The following is a 4,725-nucleotide window of genomic DNA, read 5'->3' as shown; positions in this document are numbered from 1 at the left end:
CCGCCGCGCGACCGCGCGGGCAAGATGGCGCAGCCCCAGCGCCGCCAGCGCCAGCACCGCCAGCGCCCCCGCTATCCCGCCAGCGGTCCAGAGCGCCAGCATCGGCTCGGGCGACAGCCCTGCCGCGATGCCCACGAGCGCCGCCACGAGTGCCCCCGTGATGACCAGGAACCGCGCCCGCGGCAGGGACGCCCCGGACGCGCCGCCATCGCGGAACAGCACCGCGGCGCGCACGTCCTCCGTCCGGGCCAAGGGCCAGAGCGTGAAGATCGCCGCCGTCAAGGTGCCGTAGACCGCGGCCTCCGCCAGCGGGCCGGGATGCAGGCCCAGCGCCACGGGCACGGGCAGCCGCGCCTCGATCAACGGCGCGAAGGCCAGCGGCAGCACGGCGCCCAGGATCACGCCCGCCACCACGCCCACCGCCGTCAGTACGCCGACCTGGATCAGGTAGACCGCGAAGACAGTGGCGCGATCCGCGCCGATGGTCCGCAGGGTGGCGATCACGGGCCGCTTGCCCGCGAGATACGCCCGCACCGACGCGGAAATCCCCACGCCGCCCACGGCCAGACCCGCCAGCCCCACCAGCACGAGGAACGACCCGATCCGTTCGACGAAGTCCTGCACGCCCGGTGCGCCGTTGCGGCTGTCGCGCCAGCGCGCGGCACTGCCCGCAAAGCGCGCCTCGGCCTCGGCCTCCATCGCGGCAAGGTCGGTGTCGGGCGGCAGGTCGAGCCGGTACTTGACCTCGTAGATCGTCCCGGCCCCCAGCAGTCCCGCGCCCTCCAGATCCGCGGACTGCACGATGGTGCGCGGGCCCAGCGCGAAGCCTGCCGAGGACGCATCGGGTTCCCGCGCAAGCTCCGCCATCAGGCGGAACTCGGCGTTGCCCAGCCGGATCGTGTCACCAATCTGCAAGCCCAGCCGGTCCATCAGCACCCGCTGCATCACGGCGCCCGGCAGACCATCCGAACCGGCCAGCGCATCCGAAAGGGCCATGTCGGGCACCAGCGCCACGGACCCCACGAGCGGATAGGCGCTGTCCACCGCCTTGACCTGCGTCAGTCCCCGTTCCGGTCCGTCCGGGCCATCGGCCACGGCCATGGAGCGGAAATCGATCACCTCTGACACGGCATCGGCGCGGGCGTCGATCCAGGCGCGCTCCTCTCCGTCGGCGGCGCGGTAGTCGAACTCGATCTCGGCATCGCCGCCAAGGATCACCGCCCCCTCTGCCCGCAATCCGGCCTCGATCGCGGCGCGCACGGTGCCCACGGCGGCGATGGCCATGACCCCGAGCGTCAGGCACAGAAGAAAGATCCGGAACCCGGACAGGCCCCCGCGCAGCTCGCGCCGGGCGATGCGGGCCGCAACGCGCAGGGTCATTCTGCCGCCTGCGGCTTGCCGCGCGTGGCGGTGCCCGCGTCCTCGCCCTCGATCCGCCCGTCGCGCAGGCGCACCACCCGGTCGCAGATCGCCGCGAGGTCCGGCGCGTGTGTGACCATCACGAGCGTCGCCCCGTGCCGGTCGCGCAGCCCGAACAGAAGGTCCATGATCGCCTGCCCGTTCGCGCCGTCAAGGTTCCCGGTCGGCTCGTCCGCCAGCAGGATCGCCGGGCGCGGTGCCGCGGCACGCGCCAATGCCACGCGCTGCTGTTCCCCACCCGACAGTTGCGACGGGTAGTGGTCCGCCCGGTGGCCCAGCCCCACGGTCTCAAGCTCCGCCGCGGCGCGGTCAAAGGCATCGGCGTGACCGGCGAGTTCGAGCGGGGTTGCGACATTCTCAAGCGCGGTCATGGTGGGGATCAGGTGGAAAGACTGGAACACCACGCCCATATGATCGCGACGGAAGCGGGCCAGCGCGTCCTCGTCCATCGCGGTCAGATCGTGGCCCAGCGCCATGACCTGCCCCCCGGTGGCGCGTTCCAGCCCGCCCATGAGCATGAGGAGCGACGACTTGCCAGACCCCGACGGCCCCACCAGCCCCAGCGTCTCCCCGGCCCCCACGGACAGCGTGATCCCGTGCAGGATGTCCACGGGGCCCGCGTTGCCCGCAAGCCGCAGGCGCGTGTCGCGCAACTGGAGGATGGGTTCGGCCATGATGTCTGTCCTTCGGTGCTGCTCTCCCGTGGCATATGGCGCAGGTGCGGCATTCCGCAAGTTCGGCACGGCCCTGGCACTGGCGCTTGCCCTGCCCGGCGCGGCTCTGGCCGAGGTCACCATCGCGGCGCTCGGCGACAGCCTGACGCAAGGGTATGGCCTGCCGCAGGGCGACGGGTTCGTGCCGCAGTTGCAGGCGTGGCTCGACGACAACAGCGTCGATGCGGAGGTGCTGAACGCGGGCGTGTCGGGCGATACGACCGCCGGGGGGCTGGCGCGGCTCGACTGGACGCTGACGCCCGAGGTGGATGCGCTGATCGTGGCGCTGGGGGGCAATGACCTGCTGCGCGGCCTGCCGCCCGAAGCGGCGCGCGCCAATATCGACGCGATCCTTGCGCGCGCCACGGGGGACGGTCTGCCGGTGCTGCTGATCGGCGTCACCGCACCGGGCAATTACGGCCCCGACTACAAGGCGGCGTTCGACGCGATCTGGCCGGACATGGCCGCGAAATACGACGTGCTCATGGAGCCGAGCTTTCTTGCGCCCATCGAGGCGGCCCGCGACGGGTCGGGCAGCGATGCGGCGATGCGCACGCTGATGCAGCCGGACGGCATCCACCCCAACGCCGACGGCGTCGCCTTGCTTGTGGAGGCGCTTGGCCCCAAGGTGGCTGCGCTTGCGGAGCGCGCGGCGCCCTGACGCGCCGGGGCAATGCGGCCTGCAGGCCTGGACGGGCTGCACATTCCCCTGTGCAGGGGCCGGCTTTGTGCTAGGTGCCCCACCCTGCGGGTGATGATGGCGGCGGGCATGGTTCTTCGAATCGACGGGTTGGTGAAATCCTATGACGGACCCGAGGGCGCGGTGCGTGTGCTCGACGGTGTTGCACTGGCGCTGGCCGCGGGCGAGACGCTGGCGCTGACGGGCGAAAGCGGGTCGGGCAAGAGCACGCTGCTGGCGCTGGTCGCGGGTCTGGATGCCGCCGACAGCGGGACGATCATGGTGGCGGGGCAGGTCATCGGCGACCTTGACGACAGCGGGCGCGCGCGGCTGCGGCGCGATGCCGTGGGGCTGGTGTTCCAGCAGTTCAACCTGATCCCGTCGCTGACCGCCGCGGCCAATATCGCCATCCAGGCCCGGCTGGCCGGGCGGTTCGATCCGGACTGGGCGGCGACGGTGACGGCGCGGCTGGGGCTGGACGGACTGGGCGACCGTTATCCCGAACAGTTGTCCGGCGGGCAGCAGCAGCGCGTCGCCATCGCCCGGACGCTCGCGGCACGGCCCGCGCTGATCCTTGCCGACGAGCCGACGGGCAATCTTGACGAGGACGCCGCGGACCGGGTGCTCGCGCTGATGCTCGACCTCGTGGCGGACAGCGGTGCGGCGCTGCTGATGGTCACGCACTCGCCGCGGCTGGCCGGGAAGCTCGCCGGGCGGGCGCATCTCAGCCGGGGGCGGCTCGCGTGACCGTGGCAGCGGACGCACGGGGGCGGTCGGCCCTGCCCGAACGCTGTTCGGCCCCATGCCCCCGAGCATTTTCCGGAGCGGCAGATCTGGCGGGGGCGGCGTGATGTGGCGCGCGGCAGCAGGGGCGCTGGCCAGCCATTGGCGGCGGCGGCCGGGACAGGCGCTGGTGCTCGTGCTGGGGATCGCGCTGGCGACCGCGCTCTGGACCGGGGTGCAGGCGATCAACGCCGAGGCGCGGGCGAGTTACGACCGGGCCGCGGCGTTGATCGCCCAAAACAACCGCCCGGTGATCCGGGCCGACGCGGGCGGCGTTCCCATTCCCGCATATGTCGCGCTGCGCCGGGCGGGCTGGTCCGTGGCCCCCGTGCTGGAAGGTCGCGCGACACTGGCGGGGCGGTCGGTGACGCTGATCGGGCTCGATCCGCTGTCGGCGCCCGTGCTGCCCGGTACGGACACGCCAGATGAGGCCGATGGCGCGGAAGACGACGGCGCGGCGGGGCTCGCGACCTTCGTCGGCCCGCCGGGGCAGTTGTTCACGGACCCGCAGACCGCTGCGCGGTTGGCAGGGGGGATCAGCGCGCAGGTGATCGCCAGCGATGACGTTGCGCCGGGTACGGCCATCGGGGATCTCGCCACGGTCGCACGGCTGCTGGGCCGGGACGGACCGCTCGACCGGCTCGTCCTGCTCGACGATCCCGGGTCGGATCTGCCGCCGCTGGAGGACGTGGTGCCCGGCCTGCGGATCGCCGACCCTGACACGGGAGCGGACCTGCGCGGGCTGACCGGCAGCTTCCATCTGAACCTCACGGCCTTCGGGCTGCTGGCCTTCGCCGTGGGGCTGTTCATCGTCCATGGCGCGGCGGGGCTGGCGGTGGAGCAGCGGCGCGGCACCGTGCGCACCCTGCGCGCCATCGGCCTGCCCGCGCGGGCGGTGGCGACCCTGCTGGGGGCGGAACTGCTGGCCGTTGCACTGATCGCCGGGGCGCTTGGCGTCGGGCTTGGCTACGTCATCGCCGCACTGCTGCTTCCCGACGTGGCGGCGACCCTGCGCGGGCTCTACGGCGCGCCCGCCTCGGGCGAACTCGCGCTGCGGGCGGGCTGGATCGCCGCGGGCTTCGCCATGGCGCTGCTGGGCACCGCCGTGGCCGCCGGGCGCGCGATCTGGGC

Annotated in this window: 5 protein-coding genes; 3 read left to right on the top strand and 2 right to left on the bottom strand. The window is 73.0% G+C overall.

Annotated features, from left to right (window positions below):
* A partial coding sequence (locus DDE13_RS21825) for an ABC transporter permease (RefSeq protein WP_162631172.1) occupies positions 1-1,380 on the bottom strand: 1,380 nt, incomplete at its 3' end.
* Positions 1,377-2,093 (bottom strand): ABC transporter ATP-binding protein, encoded by a 717-nt coding sequence (locus DDE13_RS21820; RefSeq protein ID WP_111406310.1) that lies wholly within the window; start codon positions 2,091-2,093, stop codon positions 1,377-1,379. The genes DDE13_RS21825 and DDE13_RS21820, both read right to left, overlap by 4 nt.
* On the opposite strand from DDE13_RS21820, the gene DDE13_RS21815 reads away from it, so the two are divergent.
* From DDE13_RS21815 to DDE13_RS21800, 3 genes are all read left to right on the top strand, one after another.
* Positions 2,092-2,793, top strand: a complete 702-nt coding sequence (locus tag DDE13_RS21815; RefSeq protein WP_394340318.1) for an arylesterase — start codon at positions 2,092-2,094, stop codon at positions 2,791-2,793. The genes DDE13_RS21820 and DDE13_RS21815 overlap by 2 nt on opposite strands.
* Before the next feature lie 108 nt (positions 2,794-2,901).
* Positions 2,902-3,558 carry an ABC transporter ATP-binding protein gene (locus DDE13_RS21810; RefSeq protein WP_111406311.1) on the top strand — a complete coding sequence of 219 codons (657 nt, stop codon included), beginning with the start codon at positions 2,902-2,904 and terminating at the stop codon, positions 3,556-3,558.
* A 103-nt stretch (positions 3,559-3,661) separates the two neighbouring features.
* Positions 3,662-4,725, top strand: a 1,064-nt coding sequence (locus tag DDE13_RS21800; RefSeq protein WP_162631171.1) for an ABC transporter permease, incomplete at its 3' end; no start/stop codon positions are given.

This window comes from Meridianimarinicoccus zhengii (assembly GCF_003254465.1).
GTDB lineage: Bacteria > Pseudomonadota > Alphaproteobacteria > Rhodobacterales > Rhodobacteraceae > Meridianimarinicoccus > Meridianimarinicoccus zhengii.
The sequence above is the reverse complement of the archived record's forward strand: the minus strand, read 5'-3'. Positions and strand labels throughout refer to the sequence as shown.